Raw genomic sequence first — 21,749 nt, forward strand, 5'->3', positions numbered from 1 at the left:
TTCGTAATAGCATATTATCTTTATTAACCATGCCTAAGTTATAAGCTTTTTTGATAACATCTAATACCTGCGAATCCATTGTAGAAAGGTTTCCGCCTGCAGTAAATCTCAATTTCCAGTCTTCTAAAGACTTATTCAAATCAAGCGTACTTTTTTTATTCTCGGGTTTAACAATCTCATTTTTCTCAAGTTTTTCGCAAAACTCGTTAAAACCTATGGAAGATTGCTGAGTATTATTCTGACCATATCCTTCTGTTGCCAAGCTACAAAAAGCTAAGAATTTTGGATCTTTAGTTACATCATAATTAGAAGTGCTAATCACCTGGGTCACTCTCTTTCAAAATCAATTTTTTGACTGTAAACAAAAGTGGTGCCTGAGCTCAATGCTTTAATCTGTATAGAGTTATCTTGAAGTGCGTCCATGGGAATCTCAAAATATTTATCCCAGCCTATTACCACCTTATTTTGACCAAGGATAGCATCAGATTTAAACATTTTAGCTGTGCCGTTATACAACAGATTCTTACCGTCTTTGCCTGTGATAACTGTTAACTTGGTATAACCCCTAAAACGAGCTTTCACATATAGTTTATTCCCCTTCAAAACGTTTGGCGCTTTGGTTTGACTAGAAGTGATGTTATCCCAAGCAAAATCGTTTCCGTCTGATGTAATCCCTGTAATTTGTAGATAGTAGAGTGGTAATGCTTCTGCCGCTTTTGCTTTTGATGAATCAGTGAAAGCGAAAGCAACAACTGCTAGAAGAGCAAGGAGTGAATATGTAATTCTCTTCTTCATTTCCTAAATCCTCCTTGGTACAAGTTTACATGTTAAATATCGTCATTTGAAGGGAATTGTTTAATATTTGAAATAAAAAAAGAACCTGCATTAAGCAAGTTCTTTTCATATTGTCAATATAATGATGATTGTAACGTCAAGCCAAAAGAAAAAATAGACCTTCCCTTGAGTTTGGACACCTGAAGGGTTAGGCCTACGCAGATTTGACAACGAGCAAGCCCTTTGATGGGCAGCTTTTTGTACAAACAATGACCAGTGGGTGTTAACGCACCCCAGGTCTTTTTTATTTTATGCATTTCCACAAATCAAAATGCAATAAATAATTATTTGTATCATTACCCTAATTATAACCATATAAAAATGGTATTTGCAATACTATTGCTTTGTGGTTAAAACCATTATTTTATTTAGCTTGAGGATGTGCAAATCAAGTGCATCTATTGCGCTATTGCAATACTTTTACTTAATCGTCCCAATCTTCATCCTCATCCCAATCATCTTTTGCTTCCTGAATCTTATTATAAAAAAATTCAATAAAGCTTTCTGCAACAGTATCTTGATAACCAATTACCCTATCCCATTCAACTACAGGGCATTCTCCGTTTTTCATTTTATTCGTATCTAGACAATAAGCAAAGTAATCAACATCTTCAATAACCACAAGTCCTTCAGCAAGGCCATAGTGTTCTTTATATTCATTAGTTCTATTTACAACTGATGCATGATCAAAGTTGTAGCCTAAAACTAAAACACCGAATAAACCACCGGCACCGTATTTTTCTAAAAACCATTTATAACTGTTGGGAAGATCGCATTGGAGGCTCTCTTCAATACGCCCAATGTTTTCATGACTTGCGCCTTCGGTAAATATAGCATTTTGTTTATTTTCATTAATAAAGTTCTCAACCCTCGAATAAATCATTTAAACACCTCAATTCTCATTCTCAAATTGTTTCGCTCTCCACTTCCAATATCTCTTTCTAAAGCTTTCGTATTGTGCTTTTAAAACCTTATCATTTCTAAAACTTTCACCATTAGACTTAAGCTGATGAATGACATCACTATATTTTGTATGTAAACTGTTAGGGATTTCAAGCATTGGGCCAGGTTCTTCTTGTATCAAGTGATGTAAATTAATCTGTGTACCATCTTTTGCATAAGGAGCATTCCCGTTTTTCATCAGCTGAAGATTTGTAACACCGAATTCTGTTTTTTGATTAATATCAATATCTTTCATAGTATACACTCTTCGGCTTACATCTTTAACTTTCCCCTTCGCCTTTACCTTCCCCTTTATTTCATACGCTTCATACTTTTCTTTATTTAACCATGGTGGATTAATCTTTTGTCCAGTAAACGGCTTTCTTGTTCCATCTGGTAGTTTCTTCGCATTAGTCAAAAGTTCATTCTTAAGGTTTTGGCTATCAACCACATTGTATGGTACGTTATCAGCTAGAGCAAGCTTATACTTAGGATTGTAAGGTAGTAAATCTGGAATCTTAACGTCCTTCATTTTCTTTCCTGCTTGCCCTGCCTTGTTTATGACCTTACCCGCTGCATCTGCTTTGTTAATGGCTCCTGCACCTTTGGTTCCAAAAACAGCTACAGCCACTGAACCAACAGCATAGGTAACCCATCTTGACCTAGAGTAAGCATCTCCATTCACCATATCCTTTTGATATGACTCTTCTATTGCTGCTGAAATAGCATCATATGTTTTCACTGGATGAATAACTGCATTGCCCAGTGCTGACAATGTTTCTCCTGGATCGGTGATGAAATCCCATATGCCGGTTATGGTGTCTTTGCCGACATCATATAAGCCTACTCCTACACCTTTTACGATATCCCAAGTGATTTCTCCTGCTCCCTCTAGCTGCTTCGCTTGTTCAATTTGCACTGCAAGCTGAACTTGAGCCGGCTCCAGATTCTCGTAGCCTACTTTCTTAGCAATCTCTAAATACTCATCAGGGTCAGAAACACCGTCATTAAGTTTTTTCTTTAATTCCTTGATTTCACGTTCCTTTGCTTCTTCTTTCTTCAAGCTTAAGTAAGATTCAGAATGCTTTTCAATATCGCCTTTTTTCTTATGTATGTCACTTTCTCTATACGCTTTGGCGTTATAGTGAATCGGAGTGGCGTTTTTCCCTTTCCCTGTTGATTCCTGCAGTTTTTTAAAGTCTTGCTGAATAAATTGTTCGTTTGGCTCTGTTTCAGCGTACTCTGTTTTTAAATCCTCATCAAGCTTGTTTAGCTTATCAATAGTTTTTTCACGTTTGTCATCTGCAGAAGAAAGTTTGTCTTTGAAGTCTTCTGTTGAGAATATTTCAAGAGGAAGAATGTCATTGATGTCGTTTAATATGTCTTTCATTGCTTTCTTTTGTTCAGACATAATGGATTTTGATTTTGTGTATGCATTGACAAGTTCATGTTCTAAAAAAGATTCTTCTATGTAAGCATCAGACATCTTGGCATCTTCAAGTTTTGCAGAAATGCTACTTAAAAAAGCAATCTTCATGTCAATTAAATCAATCCATTGATCGGTAACACCGACATGATCATGATAAAATGCTTTAATGTTATCTGCACCCTTACCTGAAAACTCGCTGTCATCTAGTCCAGCTACGTCTTTAAACGCTTTTCTTAGCTTGACCATTTGCGACCTTAGTTCTTTATACTCTTTGGTTCTTTTATCTGCTTCAGAGAGTAATGAATTAGCCTCAAATACCTTCATATCATTCTCCTTTCAAACTTACTCTATGTAAATTTTACCACAATCAGCTATTTCAATAACAGAAAAAGACAGCCGAAAATGACCGCCTTAAACATCGTGCTACCTTGTTCTATAATAATTTTCTGCGGTATAGTAGCGCCATTCCCAAAAAGTTGCCCCATTGGATTGTATATACCGGTCTAGAAATATCTCAAAGTTTACATTTAATGGTGTATACTCACCCATTTGAAATATAAAAAGATAGTTGGGATCACCTTTGTCCAATTTATCTTTGTCGATCATCAAATGGCAACCTTCTAATAAGTGACCAATTGGGATGCCATTGATGCCTTCAAACAAATCCTCATATTTTAATTCTTCTTCAATCTCTTCAAGACTAAATAAATAAATAAATAAAGTCCTCCACCTATATTCTCCCCATCAGCAAGAACCTCAAAAATTTTCGCACCATTATGTTGTGTAATAAACTTCTGATAATCATCTGGAAGTTTAAGTTGATACTTCGCTTCAAAGTTGAGAATTTCATTAAGTGCTGCTTGGTTCGGAGAAAAAGTAACAAGACATTCCATGATATACCCTTCCGAACAAAACAATTTAATAGCCCCTTTTTCATCTAAGAGACTTTTCAAACCATTTACAGTCTTATGAACAAAGTTAGTCAAATACCTCACCCCAATATTGTTCTTTTAACGAGAATCAACAAATTCCAAAAGATGTGAATAGATCGTGATAGCTGCCCTTTTCACTGAATATAATGCAATAAATTCAAAAAAGAGGTGCCCCCCAAAAGTGAATTCTCTAATGAATGAAGATATGATAAAGATCATTAGAAATGGCCTTAGCGCATCACATCATCCAAAGCATATTATTGTTGTGGGAGCTGGATTGGCCGGGCTTGTATCAGCATCTTTGCTAAGAAATGCCGGTCACAGAGTAACGATTCTTGAAGCGAGCGGTAGAGCAGGCGGCCGTGTCTGCACGTTGAGATCTCCCTTTAGTGATGGGTTGTATTTCAACGTTGGTCCGATGCGCATACCGAATATCCATATGTTAACCTTAGAATATATAAAAAAATTCAGGCTGCCAACAAATGTATTTATCAACAGAACCCCAATGGACATCATTTACACGAATGGAGTCAAAACACGTCTCCATCTTTTTGAACAAAATCCTGGAATATTAAGATACCCCGTTGCACCAAACGAACAAGGGAAAACCGCTGAAGAGCTGATGCTTTCTGTATTGCAGCCTATATTAAATTTTATTAATCAAGATCCTGCAAGAAATTGGCGGATTGTTGAAAAACAATACAAGAATTATTCGTTAAGCTCTTACTTAAACACTTTCTTTTCATATGGCGCGATCGATATGATAGGTATACTTCTCGATATGGAAGCGTATATGGGTATGTCCCTTGTTGAAGCGTTACGGGAATCCGTCTTTTTTACATCACCAACTCACTTCTATGAGATAACAGGCGGCATGGATCGGCTTCCTCATGCGTTTCTTCCTCAATTAAAAACAAATATTCTATACCATCAAAAAATGATGAAAATTTCTCAAAATGAGAACAGTGTTACGATCCATTGTCAGCATCAACAAACAGCAGAACATGTAACGTTCACAGCTGATCTCGCTATTGTAACCATTCCTTTTTCAACATTGCGATTTGTGACAGTCGAACCATACCATTCTTTTTCCTACTATAAACGGAGGGCAATTCGCGAACTGAACTATATGAGCGCAACAAAAATCGGCATAGAGTTTAAAAGTCGATTTTGGGAAAAAGCCGGGCAGCGCGGCGGCAAATCTATTACCGATCTTCCGATTCGATTTTCGTATTATCCAAGCACTGGTATTGGAGCAAATGGACATGCTGTTGTTCTGGCGAGTTATACTTGGGCAGATGAGGCACTGATGTGGGACAGTCTTTCAGAAGGAGAGCGTATTCAGTATACTTTACTGAATTTATCTGAAATATATGGCGATATTGTATGGTCAGAATTTGTGTCCGGCGCCTCTTTTAGCTGGAGTCAGAACCCTTATTCTGCGGGAGCCTTTACAGCTTTCGAACCAGGACAAGAATTAGAGCTGTATCCTTATATCCCTGTCCCTGAGGGAAGAGTTCATTTCGCTGGAGAACATGTCTCACTTACCCATGCGTGGATGCAAGGTGCGATTGAATCTGGAATACGTACCGCTTATGAAATTAATCGTTTATCTTAGATCCTGCTCTCATCTTGTACTAAAGCTCGTTGAATAGCAGAATTTCATATAATCAAGATCATAATCAGATGTACAAATTCAATCACAATAACAAAGTAATCCTTGCATTCCTTCACCCGCCATGCTATATTCATATAGCGATGAGCTGAATTGTGTAAGCCGATGTACATGCCCTTTGCGGCGCACACGAATGTGGCGTGTGGTGCATCGCCTCAATACGCAAAGACGTTTGCCTTAGGCAAACGTCTTTTTTTGTGTGTTATCCGATTATTGTGCCGTTTGGGACGGGCTGATCTGGCTGCAATAGGACGACATCCCCCTGGCCGGGAATGCCCCCAAGAACCAGCACTTCCGATTTAAATCCGGCGATCCGGCGCGGCGGAAAGTTGACGACTGCTATGATTTGCTTGTTGATAAGATCTTCGGGCTGGTAACGCTTCGTGATTTGCGCGCTCGATTGCTTCATGCCGATTTCTGCTCCAAAATCAATCACAAGCTTAATCGCCGGGACTCTTGCTTCACGAAATTCCTCCGCTTTTACAATAGTGCCTGTTCTAATATCCAATTTCTCAAAGTCCTCAATGACTGCCATATCAATAACTCCTTTTTCTCCTATTATAAAAGAGTTATCCAAGGTTCGTTTAACCAAAGAACCATCATTTTTTATCCGAATATAAGGTGTTTCGATATAGCCGGGGCGGCATGCCTGTACTTTTCGTGAACCATCTTGTAAATGAAGAAAGATTTTGAAAGCCCAGCGCCTCGCTCACGACGGTAAGGGTTTCATTTTTCTCTATCAGCATTCGTTTCGCTTCCTCAAGCCGAAGATTGGCAATATAGTGCTGCGGAGACTTCCCCGTCTGCTTTTTGAACCAGTTTGAATAGTAAGCTGGGTGGTAATGCTCGATTTCTGCCAGCTTCTTAATTGTCAGCCGCTCAGATAAATGGCTGTGGATATAAGCAATTGAGGCGTAGGTATGGGATTGCAGCTTTTCTTTTATGTATTGAACAAGCATATGCAGCGAGTTCGCTGTTCCGGCCTTTGCTTCCTCTGTCAGCAAGTACCTGATCGAAGACCAGAAAGGATCAATCGCAGCTTCAATGCCCGATCCTGCATGATACTCATCAATTTTCATTGCATGAAGCGGAACATCCAGTACAAGACATTCATTTCTGCCGATTGAACGGAAACGATGCTCGCACTCCGGCGGAATATATAAAAAATGATCCGGCTTTAATTTCACCTCGCGTCCCTCTGTCTCAAGATCAATACTCCCTTCAAGCGGAAAAAGAAATTGGCTGTACCCGTGCTTATGTGAATGATATAGGCGTGTGTATGTCCGTTTTTCGCAAATAATCTCTTGAAGCGAGTCCATCAGCAAGCTCCTTTCTTTGATCATCTTTTAATCCGATAATGGTGTTCAGATATAGGCGAAAATCCGATTTTTTCATATAAAGAAACTGCCGCCAGGTTTTCCTTCAGCACTTGTAAAAACATGTGCTTTGCCCCGTTGCTGATTGCCCATTCAGTCAACGCCCTGATCACTTGGGTCCCTGCCCCTTTTCCTCTATGCTCCTTGGCTACAACGATGTTACTGAGTCCGCCATAGCCATCAATGACAGAAGCCGTTCCAACTGCTGCCAGGCTCTCTTGGTCATACATCGTGAAAAAGGTTTTACACGACGGCATACGTTCGAAAATGTTTGTGTAGCCTTGATGCCGCTCCGGTGAAAATTCTTCCAATTGAATAAAATGATCAATCCAAACAGAAGACGGCTCCTCCTCCCACTTGTATGTAAATCGACTGTTGTCATCAGTATGGCTCATAATGTCCCAGCCCAATGCTGTCATCTGAAAGCACTCGTCTGCCTTTTCATATCCGCTGTCTGCCAATACGGCATCAAGCCCTTTCGGAGATGCATTGCTGATATGAAAACAAACAGGCAAGCCTAAGCTTTTGTAAAAATGCTCGGCCTCTTGCTGGAAATCTCCTTCAGGCGTATCCGCAGAGGTCCACACGCTGTTCGCCCTTTTGGTTACGCCAAAGTTCGCTCGAAGAAGCCATTGTCCCATGTTTTTCTGAATATAAGACGGCCATGAAGCTGCCGCTAACTGCTCAATTTTATGAATGTCATCCATAGCCTGATGTCTCTCCTCTGTGTATACTACCATGACATTATACAATATTCAGAAATATAAGACATCTATCCCTTAGTTTACATAACATTTTTATTGTTTATTGATAGGCCAGACAAAAACGTCCGAATTGAAAATGACAGACTTTCTGAAATATCCTCTTCACGTTCAAATGCTTCTTTTGCAATTAAAGTCGTAAAGCCATGCAGCAGGCTTCTAAGCCCCCTTGTCGCATGAATGGCAGTCTTTTCGCTTGCATAGCCGTTTTCAATGAGCAGGTTCGTAACAAGCCGGACAATTTGGTCTGACACGATTTCCGCCCTCTTATCCTGAACCTTAAGCAAAGCCGCTTCATAATATCCGGGATTTTCAACTGCAAAATCAACATATGCCTGAGCTAAAGAAAGCATAGCGGAATCTCCTTTTTGTTCGGTTACGGAGTCTGCCATTTGATCTAAAAGCCTTGTCAGCCCGCTGACAGCAAGCTCTGTTCTGATCGCTTGCAGCCCGTTGATATGATTATACAGCGACGGAGGGCGTACATTCATTTTTTTAGACAGTGCGGCAAGCGTGACACCATTCAAGCCTTCCTGATCGGCAATCTCCGCTGCGGCGTCTACAATCATTTTTTGGCTCAATCCTATTCTCGGTGACATGCTCATCATCCTTTCTTTGCTTTTTGGATTGCCTGTCTCATCCGCTCTGAGGGTGATTTCAGGAAATTCCCATGTCCGACTGCGAGACAGGAAGGCGCCTTGTCGGCAAGCAATTGTGCGCTTTTCATGGCTTCCTCCTTATTCCATGTGGCGAAGGCTGGAAAAGGAAACGCCCATTTTATCTGGCCTGATACAGCGATTCCTCCGCGCAACTGAAACGCATCTCCTGCTATGATCGTGCCGTTTCTTGTATCAAGAAATGACATGCTCCCCGGTGTATGGCCCGGTGTAGAAATTGCAAGCAAAGAACCAATTGTTTCACCGCCCGTCAACAGATGGTGTGGCTTTGTTTGCACGTGTTTCGGAATACCTCCTTTTATAGGAGTATGCGGCTCATCATGACGCAAAGATGTGTCACCTTTCAGCAGGAAAGAATCCCGTTCTGAGATCATCACTTTTGCATGAGGAAATGCTTGTGTCAGTGCATCCAGTGATCCGACATGATCCCCATGAGCATGGGTCAGTAAAATATGATGAAGCGGTTTTCCTAACTGGTTTACAGCTTGAATAATTCCTTTATAGCTGCCCGGAAGTGCGGCATCAACAAGGGTGACTTCGTTTTCTTCCTCTACTAAATAGCAATTGACCGGAAACAAAGCTGGAAAAAAAGTCAGCTGCCAAACTGTTTGATACTGGGTAATTCTCATTTATTTATCCCCCTAATAAAAACTAATGGTGTTAGTTTTATTATTAACTAACACCATTAGTTTTTCAAGAGTTTATGAATGTTTTATGGCAACATATATGTTAACTTGTGCTCTCTGAGGTACTGTTGCACTTTGATCATACATTTCAAAGTCACCTGTAAATGTACGCAGATGACGCTTATCCCAAGTCCAAATTTCCTTCCAGGTTTCGTACACAACCTCTTCAATAGGGCCGATTCTTGAAGTAAAAACGGCATATGCAGAAGCCGGCAAATCAATGTTTTCATATGGTTCCGGAAGAGTCCGGCTGTCCGCCTGAAACGTTCCGATTGAAAACGTGTAAAACCCTTTCGTCTCCTGTTCGTAATTGGAATATAAGGAAATAATGCTCTGATCTGTTGCCTGTGAGAAAAGAACGCTCATATCCTTCTTCCAGAATTGGTCCCATAGTGCCGGGATCCGCCTTTCTTCCGTCATTTCCAATGCGTTGCTTGTCCGTTGTGACAGTCCGGCAAACCATTTCTGTTCTAAGTGTGTCATATGTGAAAAACTCATACGATCCCTCCTTTTTACCTAGATTATAAAAAAAGAAACCTGACAGCAGTGTGTCAGGTTTCATATACTTTTTGCATTTGACGAATGGTATCTTTTACTTTATCCCGTATATGAAGAGGTTGCAGAACCTCAATATCCTTTCCGAACTGCAGCAAAAAACCGATCAGCCATTGATCTTCAGGAAGAGAAATCACTGCCCGGCAGTTTTCATCTTCATCGTAAAGAAAAACGTCATGTCCGAACCATTCAAATATGCGCTGAAGTGCTGACGGCTGAACGAGAATAACCAGTTCAGTTAAACGGTCCTTTTGGTACCAGTTCTTATCCCACGGCAAGGTCTCCAGCTGGATTTCTTTTCTGATAAAGGACTGATGTAATATGGTCAGATCTTTCATTCGGTTAAGTTTAAAAAAGCGAAAATCATGTCTAACCAGACAATAGGCATATAAATACCAGTGCCCCGCCTTGCAAACCAATGTATAAGGTTCCGTTTCACGCTGAAGTGTTTCCCCGCTTGCGTTAGTATATGTAAATGATATCGTTGACAATCGATCGATGGCGGCGCTGATTTTCTCACGAAGCGCCTTTTGATCTTCAGTCTGGCCCCAAGCCGTCATGTCAATAAACCATTTTTCAGTTTGGTGCTTAAATGCTTCAGCTGACTGCTCAGGTATGAGGTGCTTGATTTTTTGATAAGCTGTGCTGTGAGAAACAGGTTCATACATAGATGAGACACTTTGCAAAGCGGAAGCAATCGCAAACAGCTCCTCCTCTTTCAGCCACTCTCTCTCAAGCCGATACGTCTCCATAATGCCAATTCCGCCCCCGGAGCCCTGTGAGGTCACAATTGGAATACCAGCTCTATTGATCGTCTCAATATCACGGTAAATTGTTCTGACGGATACTTCAAACAGCTCAGCAAGTTCAGCTGCCTGCACTTGTTTTTTGCTGATTAATAACACAACCATCGCTAACAAACGTTCCAGTTTCATTCTGCGCACCTTTTCTTTCTTTTATTTTACAATCCTAACATTTTTATAAAGCTTGGGCATATCTATTATGCGGCCAAATACACCTTGCATATGTTATGAAAACAGGGGTTTCCCCTTCTTTTTTGTGTTCAGTATTGATTTCAGCTACTATTTCGAACCGGATAAGCATACACTTCTCATCGGAGGGGATTTCACATCATGCATCTTACACTTCAAAGCGTTTATCCTGCCATGATTATCATCTTTTTTCTGTATAAAAAAATTAAAAGGTCCATCGGATATCAGCCGCTGAAGCCTCGCTGGCTGTTCACCCGTATGATTCTTTTCTCGCTGTTTGCTTTTGGTCTTTCAATATTCAGCGTCATTCACCCTTTTTTATATGGATATCTCATTTTCGGCATTCTTGGCGGATGGCTCCTTGTCGTTTTCGCAAAGAAAAACATCTCCTTTGAAAAGCGCAGAGGAAAAATTTATTTTCGGACTCATATTTGGGTAGAAGTCATTCTTTTAACCTTGTTTCTATCAAGATTTCTGTATCGAGTGACAGAGCTTTATCTTACCTCGCCTGATCTCAACAGCCTTGGATCTTACAGTCAGTCAATTGGAACGGACCCTCTGACAATTGGCGTTTTTTTTCTGATAGCCGTTTATTATATCGGTTTTTCTTCTTTTGTCATCAAGCTCAGCAGAAACGAACTCGATCAGAACGGACACAATAAAGAAAAAGACATCCTTGCCCGCTAACAGCGATTAAGCAAGGATGTCTTTTTTAATCATGTTGTGTATGATGGATCATTTGTTGAAGAACATCTAACACGTGTTCATCCTCCGGTGAGTAATAAATGGATGTTCCTTCTCTGCGCGATTTGACAAGCCGGAGATTTTTTAAGAATCTGAGCTGGTGGGAAACAGTGGATTGCAATAAATTCAGCTTTTCTGCAATTCCGTTCACTGCATGTTCACCTTGGGATAATAAATGGAGAATTCTGATTCTGGTAGGATCAGAAAGCGCTTTGAATGTTTGCGCGACTAGAAACAAGGTTTCCTCATCAAGATCAGCAGCCGTTCGGTCCGTTTCTCTAAATTCAGTCATCTGTATCACCTTTCTTTATTCATAGTTTTATCTTATAACAAATGTGCTTGGGTGCAAACCAGCCTGCTTATGTTCCAATTCAATCTCTTAGTTTAAATTTATGTTTCAAATCAGGTTTTTACTTGGTCTGATATATCGTTCTATGTCATAATAAAAAGGTCATACTGCTCCAAACATTGAGGGTGAAACACAGTGAAGAAAAAGAGAAAAGGCTGTTTCGCTGCTGCGGGTTTTATGATGATTTTTGTCTTTGTCATCGCCTCTTTATTATTGGTCTTGCTTTTTTTCAACCGGGATTTGATCAAAAAACTTCCAATCGATACGAAAACGATAGTTTTGGAACGTTTAACCGATTATAAACCGCTGGTGGAAGACGAGCTTGAAAACCAAGGACTCTCTAATTATACATCACTCATTCTAGGCATGATGTATCAGGAGTCAAAAGGAAAAGGCAATGATCCCATGCAGTCCTCTGAATCTCTGGGGTTAAAACGCAATGAGATAACAGACCCTCAACTCAGTGTTAAACAAGGCATCAAGCAATTTACCCTCATGTACAAGACCGGTAAGGAAAAAGGTGTGGATTTGGATACCATTATTCAAAGCTACAACATGGGGGCAGGTTACATTGATTTTGTAGCTGAACATGGAGGAACGCATACTCAGGAATTGGCAAAACAATACTCCGAGCAGCAAGTCAAAAAAAATCCTGATCTGTATACGTGCGGGGGAAATGTGAACAATTTCCGCTATCCGTATTGCTACGGTGATTACACGTATGCGGAAAAAGTAAAAGAAAAAACAAAAACTGTTGAAGAATCTTTGCAGGTTGCAACACTTGAAACCATGGAATCAAAGGCTCATAAATAAGAGTCTATCAATTTACTGACAAAAGCCCAAAACAGATTTGGGCTTTTGTCATGTTTAAAAACGTTTAAAAAAGCCATACGGAGTATGGCTTTTAATAATAAGGTGATATCATCAGATATACAACAACGCCTGTAAGGCTTACATACAGCCACAGGGGCATTGTCCATCTGGCAATTTTTTTATGGCGCTCCACCTGCATGCTGAAGCCTCTGATCAGCGTAAACAGCGCAAGCGGCACAATGATCGCAGAAAGGCAAATATGCGTAATTAAAATAAAGAAGTAGATCGGGCGCATAATCCCTTCTCCGCCATACAGCGTATTCTCCGCAATCGAGTGGTAAACAACATAGCAAATCAAAAATAGTAATGTTGTTGTGAATGCGGCTAAAATAAAGCGTTTATGAGCTTTGATATTTTTCTGTTTAATCATAATCAGCGCGGCCAATAAGAAGATAAACGTAAAGCTGTTGAATATCGCATTCAGCATTGGCAAAATGTGAATATTCGCATGGCTGAACTGATCTAATTTAGGCATAAAAAACAGCACTGCGATTAAACCGTTAATCAGAACTGTCAGCGTAAGGACAATCCCCGTATAATTTTTCGGTTTATTTTCTGTTTGATTCATTTGGTGACCTCTCCTAATTTGTACTGGCTATCCAAATCGTATGCAAATTCAAAGAAGATGTCAACGTTTTCGACTGCTTCGTCAGAAATTAGACACACTTCAAAGGCCGGCGGCTTTTAGCCCCGGCCCTGTTAGGTTTACGCCTCTTTGATCAAATGCTCAACCGCCTTATATTCATTTTCATTCAGCAGGTTCTTTTGAATTTTCGAATGAATAGGTTTATTCATGTGCTGATCCAAGATATCCGCCGTTTCTTTATCACCGGCGATAACCATTCGTTCCCATCTTTTCGCGGCCGCTTTTTGATCTAGATTGGCAGCCAGTCGCTTATACAGTCTCGTTTGGTTCTCCCTTACATGTTCCCTCATCCGGTTCTCTTCAAATGGTACCGCTTTTTTTGCAGAGGAATGGCAATTCTCCCAAGACTCATTGATGATATCGTACTCATAATGCTCAACCGCCTCAATTTTGCCTAAAACGGTTTCAATAATTTTCACTTCATGCTGCTGAGTTAAAATAAACGCCGTACTTGGGTACGTTTGGCGCAAATCCTTCAACTGATCAAGAACAGCTGTTTCTTCCCAGTAAAATCTTGTTTCTACAGGGATTTGAAGCTTAATTGGTTCCCATATACCGCTATCGGAAACAAAAAATACGAGACTGCGGGGCATGTCTTTTCCCATTTCATTGAGGTATTGATCAATTTTCGTTCTGATTCCATCCAGACACTTCTCTTCCTCTGGATCACTTGCTGCCAAATACTCTTTCAATCTGCCGAATCCTGATTTTAGGGCAATTTTCCATTCTCCCCCCTGTTGCTCTGGATCTCTCATGTCTGTATTAAGATATAGGGAGAGAATTTTATCCGGCGGTTCCAATTGGACATACTGTAATTTATTAATCAATGAATCAATCGCCATTCCGATTCCTCCTTTTTCACAGGTTAGTTTTCTTTATCCTCTCTTAAAAACGATCAAACCTTACTTTGCGCTAATTTCTAGTAATAATGGATTTGTTATTTACAATGCCCCTCTCATCTAATACAATTGGTAACTGTGTTTCTAAGCTGATTTTTGAAAGGAGATTGATCTTGTTTACTGTTAAAGAAAAAAATCGTCAAGAACTTGAGGAAGAACTACATGATTTAGAATTTCAAATTTACCGCATGCAGGAGAATATGAAGGATCTATCCAAAGACGCCAAAGTGCTTGGTATTGATCAATCGAAACATGAAGAGTGGATGATCGTTTCCTCGATTGATGATGGCCAAACATGCAAAATTATGCTTACCGATTGTAAAACGGCTTATAGAGGAAAAGGCTGTTTTTCACTTGTAGCGTCTTACAAGGACGATGCCATTCATATCGGCGACATAAAAGGCCCTCCGAATCACGGATTTGGTTCCATTTGCATGAAATATTTAAAAGATATCGCCAGAGAACACAATATACCGAAAGTCACCGGCGACATTGCCAAACGGGACTGGAATCATGTAGACCGGCTGATTCATTTTTATGAAAAACATCAATTCAAAGTATGCGTCGATCATGATACACAATCAGGCTGTATTAAGTGGGTTGATTTGTAAAAAAGTCTGGATGAATGTGCCAAGATGTGCTGTAATGGTGTAAAACCATTGACGGAGGGTCCTATGTACGCTTCAAAACTGAAAAAGGGAGACGAAATTCGGATCGTGTCTCCCGCGACTAGCATGTCCATATTATCAAATGAAGCAAAAATGCAAGCAAAAACGGCGTTAGAACGCTTAGGTTATCGGGTAACCATCGCTGAATATGCAAATGAATTAAACGAATTTGATTCATCTTCTATCGAATCAAGAGTCCATGACCTGCACGCTGCCTTTTTCGACCCCGGAGTCAAAGCGATTTTAACGACACTCGGCGGTTTTAATTCAAATCAGTTGCTGCGTTATCTTGATTACGAGAAAATCAAACAGCATCCAAAAATTCTGTGCGGCTATTCCGATATAACGGCTCTTTGCAACGCCATTTATCAAAAAACGGGCCTTGTTACGTATTCAGGCCCCCACTTTTCAACATTTGCAATGGAAAAAGGACTCGATTATACAACAGAGTATTTTCTTTCTTGCTGCGCTTCGGACGACCCGTTTGACATTCATCCTTCTAGCGAGTGGAGCGATGATCGCTGGTTTTTGGATCAAGAGAACAGGCACTTTTACCCTAATAACGGCCCTGTTGTGATCCATGAAGGTTATGCTGAAGGCACTTTGATTGGTGGAAACCTTTGCACACTTAATTTGCTGCAGGGAACAGAGTATTTTCCTGAAACAGAAAATGCCATTTTATTGATTGAAGATGATGATATGTCAGACATCCATATGTTTGACCGCGATCTGCAATCACTCATCCACCTCCCCGCTTTTTCTCATGTAAAGGCGATTTTGATCGGCAGATTTCAAAAAGCATCAAACGTATCAATAGAACATGTAAAAGCCATGATTGGAACAAAAAAAGAATTATCCGGCCTTCCAATCATCGCAAATATAAATGCCGGACATACCTCACCAATTGCCACGTTCCCTATAGGCGGAACATGCAGGATTGAAGCTGTTTCGGGAACATCACGAATATGGATCGACAAACATTAATCAGCTTGTAAATTTCTTTTTTACAAGCTTTTTTAGCGCAAACATTTATGCAAGCTACACGAGGAGACATGACAAATGTCATATATGATGCATGATGTGTGCTACTACAAACGACTTCTCTCATTGACGTATACTGAACAGAGACACACAATGAGAGGATACTTACTATGACTGAACAAACCATTGCACATAAACAAAAACAGCTGACAAAGCAAGTCGCCGCTTTTGCTCAGCCCGAAACAAAAAACAGCCTGATTCAGCTTTTGAACACGTTTATTCCTTTCTTCGGACTCTGGTTTCTGGCTTATTTCAGCCTCAATGTCTCCTATCTCCTTACGTTAGCATTAACAGTGATTGCCGCAGGATTTTTGACAAGAATTTTTATCATCTTCCATGACTGCTGCCATCAATCATTTTTCAAACAAAAGCGCTATAACCATATTTTCGGTTTTCTGACAGGTGTGCTGACTTTATTCCCGTATCTTCAGTGGCAGCACAGCCATTCAATTCATCATGCCACAAGCAGCAATCTGGATAAACGCGGAACAGGAGACATCTGGATGTTAACAGTAAACGAATATAAAGCTGCATCCAGACGAACAAAGCTTGCATACAGACTTTATAGAAATCCGTTTATCATGTTTATTCTCGGACCAATTTATGTTTTTCTGATCACCAACCGTTTTAACAAAAAAGGTGCAAGACGTAAGGAGCGTATAAACACATACCTTACGAATCTGGCAATTGTAGCGTTGGCTGCTGCTTGCTGTCTGATCTTTGGCTGGCAATCGTTTTTACTGGTGCAAGGCCCTATTTTTCTGATCTCAGGTTCAATCGGTGTATGGCTGTTTTATGTGCAGCATACATTTGAAGATTCTTATTTTGAAGCAGATGAAAACTGGAGCTACGTTCAGGCTGCTGTGGAGGGCAGTTCATTTTATAAACTCCCGAAACTGCTTCAATGGCTGACAGGCAATATCGGGTACCACCACGTCCATCATTTGAGTCCAAAGGTGCCTAACTATAAGCTTGAAGTTGCTCATGAACATCACGAACCATTAAAAAACGTACCGACAATTACCTTAAAAACAAGTCTGCAGTCACTTGCATTCCGCCTATGGGATGAAGATAAAAAACAATTTGTATCATTTCGGGATATCAAACATATACCTTCCAGCCTTCCGCCTGATTCAACAGAAAAACAGAAACTGCGGAATTACGCCTGATGATGAAGGAGGTCTTCTCTTATATACAAGAAGGCTTCCTTTTTATTGTTTTGAGGGTGCATTCTGGCTTTCGCAATGATAAAGTTACATGTAAGATGAAAAGCGAAAATGAGGTAATATTATGATTAAAAAGCATTTTACATTTCAAAAAATAAGCGGGATAACGAACTATATATGGACGATATTTTTCATCATCCCATTCTAATTTATATGGAAATCATCATCTACAGTTGTTATCATCGTCGGCATCATTTTGACACTTTTGTTTTTTTCGGTATATAGATTTGCTTTTATCTCAAAAGGCTGGGCCATTTATTTATGGGCGTTTTTGTTAATCGGCATTTCAACCGCCTCCATTACTCTGTTCAGTTATATTTATTTTGCTTTTTTTATCGCATATTTTATTGGAAACATAAAGGAACGCGTCCCCTTTCATATTTTATATTACGTCCATTTAATAAGCGCAGCCGTCGCAGCTAATTTCAGTCTCGTATTAAAAAAGGAATTTTTTCTGACTCAAATTCCTTTTGTCGTCATTACCCTCATCAGCGCGATTTTATTGCCCTTCAGTATAAGAAGCCGCAAGGAGCGCGAACGGCTGGAAGAAAAACTCGAGGATGCAAATGAACGGATTGCCGAGCTGGTGAAATTAGAAGAGCGGCAGCGAATTGCCCGTGACCTCCATGATACTCTTGGGCAAAAGCTTTCTCTAATCGGTTTAAAAAGCGACTTGGCGAGAAAATTGATATACAAAGATCCTGAACAAGCAACACGTGAACTGAAAAGCGTTCAGCAAACTGCGAGAACGTCTTTAAATGAAGTCAGAAAAATTGTATCCTCCATGAAAGGCATCCGGCTCAGGGATGAAATCATAAATATCAAACAAATTCTTGAAGCAGCCGGCATTACGTTTATCTACGAAGAAGATAAATTGCCTGAAAATATCTCATTGCTTAATGAAAACATATTGAGTATGTGCTTAAAGGAAGCTGTCACTAACGTCGTTAAACACAGTCAGGCTAAAACCTGCCGAGTTGACATTCAGCAGCTCTGGAAGGAAGTCGTCATTACAGTGACTGACGATGGAACGTTTCAAGGTGAAGAGAAGTACTTTTCAAAAGGACATGGCCTGCTTGGCATGAGAGAACGGCTTGAATTTGCAAATGGGAGCCTTCACATCGATACAAAAAATGGCACCAAGCTTACCATGTCAATTCCTAATAACTCAAAATAAACAAAAAAGGATGGCTTACATGATTAGTATATTTATTGCGGAAGATCAGCAAATGCTCTTGGGCGCTTTAGGATCACTTCTAAACTTAGAAGACGATATGGAAGTCGTAGGCAAGGGTACAAACGGTCAAGATGCTGTTGATTTTGTCAAAAAACATCTGCCTGATGTATGCATTATGGACATTGAAATGCCCGGTAAAACCGGGCTTGAAGCTGCTGAGGAGTTAAAGGATACAGGCTGCAAAATTATTATCTTAACCACTTTTACCAGGCCCGGCTACTTTCAGAGAGCCATTAAAGCAGGCGTTAAGGGCTATTTGTTAAAAGACAGTCCGAGCGAAGAGCTCGCAAGCGCCATCCGAAGCGTCATGAACGGAAAACGCATCTATGCACCTGAGCTGATGGAGGACATATACAGCGAGGCTAACCCTCTTACAGACAGAGAAAAAGAAGTGCTCGAACTAGTGGCTGACGGTAAAAACACAAAAGAAATCGCTCAGGAACTCAGCATCAAAAGCGGGACGGTGCGAAATTATATCTCAATGATTCTAGAAAAGCTTGAAGTGAAAAACCGAATAGAAGCCATTACCAGGTCAAAGGAAAAAGGTTGGTTTAAATAAAAAGGATCTTGGCATCTGCCAAGATCCTTTTTATTTAGCCAGCAATTCCCCAAGGAGAAAACAAAAGGTACGTCGCCGCAACCAGAATCAGAATGATACAGGACGCCAGCTTTACATGTTTCCAAGGTGTTACATCCACTTGCGGATTGTGACCAAGCTTATAATCCGTTTCCCTCGGATACAGCTTTCCTGTCAGAAGCATCACAGCCACTGAAAATGGAAAGAGTACGGCAAGGATGTACAGAAAATGAATGTGCCCTAAATAGATTTTTGATAAGCCGTATAAAACAATATGGGCTGGTATCGCTATTTTCACAGCTAATGCCGGCACTTTTTTTGTAAAGAAACCAACAACGACCGCTGCTAATATCGGTACATTAAAAAATCCGAACATCTCTTGAAGATAGCTGTACAGCCCTGATGGCGCATATAAAATAAAGGGTGCGATGACAATCGATACTAGCCCGAGAACTGCGACGAAAATTCGCCCTGTTTTGACGAGCTCAGCTTCATCTGCATGAGGCTTACATAACGGTTTGTATATGTCCAGAGTAAACAACGTAATGGTACTGTTCAGAGAGCCGTTAAACGAGCTCAAAATCGCTCCGAATAAAATAGCGGCGAATACACCGGTAAGGGATGCCGGCAATAGATCGACGATTAGCCGGGGATATACACTGTCAGCATTTTCAATGCCGCCTCCATATAAATGAAAGGCAATCACTCCAGGAACGACTAAATAAAAAACGCCGATGAGTTTAAAGAAACCTGCTAAAAGAGCGCCCTTTTGTCCTTCAGCCAAATTTTTCGCTCCTAATGCCCGCTGAACGATCGCTTGGTTAACAGCCCAATAAAAGAGATTATTCACTAATAGCCCTGTTAAAATCGTCGGCCACGGCACATCTGCCGAATTGCTAATATCAATTGAATTGAGTTTTTCCGTATGTAAAGCCGTCAGTTGAGCAACTCCGCCCCCAAAGCTGCCTTGTCCGACTGCAAGAATGCCTAATATCACAATAAAAAAACCGCCGAAAATTAATCCGATTCCGTATATGGCATCTGCTGAGGCAGCGGCTTTCAATCCGCCAAAAAAGATATAACAGCAGCTCGTTACGCCAATGATTAAGGATATCAGCAAAACTGCCATAAATGTGCTGATGCCAAACGTCTCTGTAATGCGGAATACTTGATTTAACACAAGAGCCCCTGAATACAGTACTGTCGGCAGGAATGAAACAGCGTAGCCAATGATAAGTAGTACAGAAACGATCTGCCTTGTTCTTTGATCAAACCGCTGCTCTAGAAAATCAGGTATCGTGGTAATTCCCGTTTTCAAATAACGGGGCAAAAAGACAAGTGCCAGGAAAATCAACGCAAGCGGTGCACTCGCTTCCCATGACATCGCTGTCATAGACCCTGCATAGCTTTGTCCATTTAACCCGACCATCTGCTCGGTTGATAAATTAGTTAACAGCAGCGAGCTCCCGATATATAACGCAGTAAGGCTTCTTCCTCCGAGAAAATATCCATCGGACGATTGCAAGTTAACCCCCTTTGTTCTCTGCCATGAAAATAGAAATATCCCGATATTGATAACCAGAAAAGATACAATGATCCAAAGCAACAGCCAGCAACTCCTTCTGCAAATAGATAGATGATAGGGGCATTTATCATCTACCCATTTTTCACTCGTGAAAAACATCGGAACCGCTTTTCTTTTATCAGCATATGATACATTATATACATCTCTAAACAGAACGAAAAAAGACACAAGCCAAAAAGCTCGCGTCTTTTATCACAATCTATATGATTAGTTTAAGATTTTTACATTTACAGTTTTGACGCCCCAATTAGATGCATCACTTTTATTAGGTACAAATACGTCGATTTTATTTCCTTTAATAGCGCCGCCAGTGTCTGCTGCTGTTGCTTCACCGTAACCTTCAACATAGACTTTAGAACCTAGTGGAATCACATTAGGATCAACCGCGATAACTTTCGCGTTCGGGTTCTTATTTAAGTCAACGCCTGTTGCTGTAACGCCGGAGATGCCGCCGTCGTTAGCAGTGTAAGCAGTAGCAGTAACTGTTAGTTCTTTTGAAGCTTCTTGATTATTTGTATTAGATTGAACAGCCTTTTCTTCTGTAGGAACAGAAGTTTCTGCTGCAGCCTTTGTTTCTTGTTTTGGTTGTTGTTGAACTGTTTCTTGTTTAGGTTGCTCTTTTTGCACAGCTTCTTGTTTTGTTTCAGTTTGAGGTGCGCTTGTTTGCGTATTCTCAGTAACTGTGTTTGCTGCTGTTGCCTGACCTTTTACTGAAAGTGTTGATCCAGCATAGATCATGTCAGAGCTTAGGTTATTCCAAACTTTCAGGTTATTGACTGTTGTTCCGAATTGCTGAGCAATCTTTGTCAGCGTGTCCCCCGCTTTAATTGTATATTGCCCAGTAGTGGTTGTTTCTTCTGAAGAAATGGTCAGTTTTTCTCCTGCAATGATTTGATCAGAAGTTAACTTGTTCCATTCTTTTAAGTCCTTTAGGTTCACTCCGTTTTTCTGAGAGATCCCCCAGAGCGTATCACCCTTTTGCACCGTGATTTCTTTTGCAGAAGCGTGAGCTCCGAATGCAGTTGATGAAAGTGCAGCAACTGCT

General features: G+C 40.4%; 23 protein-coding genes and 2 pseudogenes. 8 read left to right on the forward strand and 17 right to left on the reverse strand.

Annotated features, from left to right (window positions below):
* The 5 genes and pseudogenes from RAC86_RS18090 to RAC86_RS18110 form a co-directional block, all read right to left on the reverse strand.
* Nucleotides 1-322 (reverse strand): hypothetical protein (locus tag RAC86_RS18090; protein WP_377885918.1); only part of this gene is annotated, 322 nt, incomplete at its 3' end.
* 5 nt (nucleotides 323-327) lie between these two features.
* Nucleotides 328-795 (reverse strand): YolA family protein, encoded by a 468-nt coding sequence (locus RAC86_RS18095; protein WP_072566417.1) that lies wholly within the window; start codon nucleotides 793-795, stop codon nucleotides 328-330.
* Between the two features lie 463 nt (nucleotides 796-1,258).
* Nucleotides 1,259-1,717: a type VII secretion system immunity protein YobK gene (yobK, locus tag RAC86_RS18100; RefSeq protein WP_072566418.1), complete on the reverse strand. Its 459-nt coding sequence runs from the start codon at nucleotides 1,715-1,717 to the stop codon at nucleotides 1,259-1,261.
* Between the two features lie 9 nt (nucleotides 1,718-1,726).
* Nucleotides 1,727-3,529 (reverse strand): LXG family T7SS effector ribonuclease toxin YobL, encoded by a 1,803-nt coding sequence (gene yobL / locus RAC86_RS18105; protein WP_072566419.1) that lies wholly within the window; start codon nucleotides 3,527-3,529, stop codon nucleotides 1,727-1,729.
* 99 nt (nucleotides 3,530-3,628) lie between these two features.
* A pseudogene (locus RAC86_RS18110) lies at nucleotides 3,629-4,191 on the reverse strand (SMI1/KNR4 family protein).
* Nucleotides 4,192-4,318: 127 nt separating this feature from the next.
* Here RAC86_RS18110 and RAC86_RS18115 point away from each other — a divergent pair.
* On the forward strand, nucleotides 4,319-5,755 hold the full coding sequence (locus tag RAC86_RS18115; RefSeq protein ID WP_152024365.1) for a flavin monoamine oxidase family protein: 1,437 nt from the start codon (nucleotides 4,319-4,321) through the stop codon (nucleotides 5,753-5,755).
* Nucleotides 5,756-6,014: 259 nt separating this feature from the next.
* Here the strand turns inward: RAC86_RS18115 and csaA are convergent, their stop codons facing one another.
* From csaA to RAC86_RS18150, 7 genes are all read right to left on the reverse strand, one after another.
* The gene (csaA, locus tag RAC86_RS18120) at nucleotides 6,015-6,347 is read right to left on the reverse strand and encodes a chaperone CsaA (RefSeq protein ID WP_072566420.1); all 333 of its coding nucleotides are present in this window, start codon (nucleotides 6,345-6,347) and stop codon (nucleotides 6,015-6,017) included.
* A gap of 64 nt (nucleotides 6,348-6,411) precedes the next feature.
* A complete protein-coding gene (locus RAC86_RS18125; protein WP_072183765.1) occupies nucleotides 6,412-7,137 on the reverse strand; it encodes an AraC family transcriptional regulator in 726 nt (241 codons plus the stop codon).
* 14 nt (nucleotides 7,138-7,151) lie between these two features.
* A complete protein-coding gene (locus RAC86_RS18130) occupies nucleotides 7,152-7,895 on the reverse strand; it encodes a GNAT family N-acetyltransferase (protein ID WP_072566421.1) in 744 nt (247 codons plus the stop codon).
* 77 nt (nucleotides 7,896-7,972) lie between these two features.
* Nucleotides 7,973-8,548, reverse strand: a complete 576-nt coding sequence (locus tag RAC86_RS18135; RefSeq protein ID WP_072566422.1) for a TetR/AcrR family transcriptional regulator — start codon at nucleotides 8,546-8,548, stop codon at nucleotides 7,973-7,975.
* A gap of 5 nt (nucleotides 8,549-8,553) precedes the next feature.
* Nucleotides 8,554-9,255 carry an MBL fold metallo-hydrolase gene (locus RAC86_RS18140; protein WP_072566423.1) on the reverse strand — a complete coding sequence of 234 codons (702 nt, stop codon included), beginning with the start codon at nucleotides 9,253-9,255 and terminating at the stop codon, nucleotides 8,554-8,556.
* A 72-nt stretch (nucleotides 9,256-9,327) separates the two neighbouring features.
* Entirely contained in the window at nucleotides 9,328-9,810 is a 483-nt protein-coding gene (locus RAC86_RS18145) for a GyrI-like domain-containing protein (protein WP_072566424.1), read from the reverse strand.
* A gap of 53 nt (nucleotides 9,811-9,863) precedes the next feature.
* Complete coding sequence (locus RAC86_RS18150) at nucleotides 9,864-10,802, reverse strand: helix-turn-helix transcriptional regulator (RefSeq protein WP_072566425.1); 939 nt, start codon at nucleotides 10,800-10,802, stop codon at nucleotides 9,864-9,866.
* 198 nt (nucleotides 10,803-11,000) lie between these two features.
* Here RAC86_RS18150 and csk22 point away from each other — a divergent pair, with 198 nt between their 5' ends.
* Nucleotides 11,001-11,546 (forward strand): mother cell-specific sporulation protein Csk22, encoded by a 546-nt coding sequence (gene csk22 / locus RAC86_RS18155; RefSeq protein ID WP_014114064.1) that lies wholly within the window; start codon nucleotides 11,001-11,003, stop codon nucleotides 11,544-11,546.
* A gap of 25 nt (nucleotides 11,547-11,571) precedes the next feature.
* Here the strand turns inward: csk22 and czrA are convergent, their stop codons facing one another.
* A complete protein-coding gene (gene czrA, locus RAC86_RS18160; protein WP_014114065.1) occupies nucleotides 11,572-11,895 on the reverse strand; it encodes a Zn(II)-responsive metalloregulatory transcriptional repressor CzrA in 324 nt (107 codons plus the stop codon).
* Nucleotides 11,896-12,087: 192 nt separating this feature from the next.
* Between czrA and RAC86_RS18165 the strand changes: the two genes are divergently transcribed.
* Nucleotides 12,088-12,765 (forward strand): lysozyme family protein, encoded by a 678-nt coding sequence (locus RAC86_RS18165; protein ID WP_072566426.1) that lies wholly within the window; start codon nucleotides 12,088-12,090, stop codon nucleotides 12,763-12,765.
* A gap of 91 nt (nucleotides 12,766-12,856) precedes the next feature.
* On the opposite strand, the gene RAC86_RS18170 is transcribed toward RAC86_RS18165, so the two are convergent.
* Together RAC86_RS18170 and RAC86_RS18175 are read right to left on the reverse strand one after the other, a co-directional pair.
* Nucleotides 12,857-13,393 (reverse strand): DUF420 domain-containing protein, encoded by a 537-nt coding sequence (locus RAC86_RS18170; protein ID WP_014114067.1) that lies wholly within the window; start codon nucleotides 13,391-13,393, stop codon nucleotides 12,857-12,859.
* 137 nt (nucleotides 13,394-13,530) lie between these two features.
* Nucleotides 13,531-14,313, reverse strand: a complete 783-nt coding sequence (locus RAC86_RS18175; RefSeq protein WP_061188159.1) for a VLRF1 family aeRF1-type release factor — start codon at nucleotides 14,311-14,313, stop codon at nucleotides 13,531-13,533.
* A 170-nt stretch (nucleotides 14,314-14,483) separates the two neighbouring features.
* Between RAC86_RS18175 and RAC86_RS18180 the strand changes: the two genes are divergently transcribed.
* The 5 genes and pseudogenes from RAC86_RS18180 (at nucleotide 14,484) to desR (ending at nucleotide 19,101) form a co-directional block, all read left to right on the forward strand.
* Entirely contained in the window at nucleotides 14,484-14,981 is a 498-nt protein-coding gene (locus RAC86_RS18180; protein ID WP_014114069.1) for an N-acetyltransferase, read from the forward strand.
* Between the two features lie 63 nt (nucleotides 14,982-15,044).
* Complete coding sequence (locus RAC86_RS18185; protein ID WP_072566427.1) at nucleotides 15,045-16,022, forward strand: S66 family peptidase; 978 nt, start codon at nucleotides 15,045-15,047, stop codon at nucleotides 16,020-16,022.
* Nucleotides 16,023-16,189: 167 nt separating this feature from the next.
* A complete protein-coding gene (gene desA / locus RAC86_RS18190; protein WP_014114070.1) occupies nucleotides 16,190-17,248 on the forward strand; it encodes a Delta(5) desaturase DesA in 1,059 nt (352 codons plus the stop codon).
* A gap of 121 nt (nucleotides 17,249-17,369) precedes the next feature.
* A pseudogene (gene desK / locus RAC86_RS18195) lies at nucleotides 17,370-18,482 on the forward strand (two-component sensor histidine kinase DesK).
* Nucleotides 18,483-18,501: 19 nt separating this feature from the next.
* Complete coding sequence (gene desR / locus RAC86_RS18200) at nucleotides 18,502-19,101, forward strand: two-component system response regulator DesR (RefSeq protein WP_061188156.1); 600 nt, start codon at nucleotides 18,502-18,504, stop codon at nucleotides 19,099-19,101.
* A gap of 34 nt (nucleotides 19,102-19,135) precedes the next feature.
* Here desR and RAC86_RS18205 read toward each other — a convergent pair whose 3' ends face one another.
* Both RAC86_RS18205 and RAC86_RS18210 read right to left on the reverse strand, forming a co-directional pair.
* Nucleotides 19,136-20,725, reverse strand: coding sequence for a solute:sodium symporter family transporter (locus RAC86_RS18205; protein WP_072566428.1), 1,590 nt, complete (start codon nucleotides 20,723-20,725; stop codon nucleotides 19,136-19,138).
* A 186-nt stretch (nucleotides 20,726-20,911) separates the two neighbouring features.
* On the reverse strand, nucleotides 20,912-21,749 hold an 838-nt coding region (locus RAC86_RS18210; RefSeq protein ID WP_377885919.1), incomplete at its 5' end, for a LysM peptidoglycan-binding and 3D domain-containing protein.

This window comes from Bacillus sp. LR_5 (genome assembly GCF_042709275.1).